General features: G+C 43.2%; 1 pseudogene. It reads left to right on the plus strand.

Annotated features, from left to right (window positions below):
- Positions 1-52 precede the first annotated feature (52 nt).
- Positions 53-278: pseudogene (locus ACK99Q_RS17795) on the plus strand (ABC transporter permease); the annotation flags it as partial.

A 278-nucleotide genomic window follows, 5' to 3' on the forward strand; every position in this document is an offset into this window, starting at 1 on the left:
CTGTATCTGTGGTTGTTTCCGCAGACAGACTTGGAAAAGGAGGACAGATAATATGCGACTCTTTAGACTTGAAATAAAACGTATTTTGAAGTCACGGCGCACCCTGATTTTACTTGCAATCGCACTTTTGCTTTCCGTAGCCATGGCATACCTGCCTATTTCATTTGAGGGTATTAACCGTCCAAACAAAGATGGCACGGTTACAGAATTAAACGGCTTGGCAGCGATCAAGTACAAACAAGATTTATATAAAACATCCGCTGGTGAAGTGACCCCGG

The organism is Aeromicrobium sp. MLTX1 (assembly GCF_046452335.1).
Taxonomy (GTDB): domain Bacteria; phylum Actinomycetota; class Actinomycetes; order Propionibacteriales; family Nocardioidaceae; genus Aeromicrobium.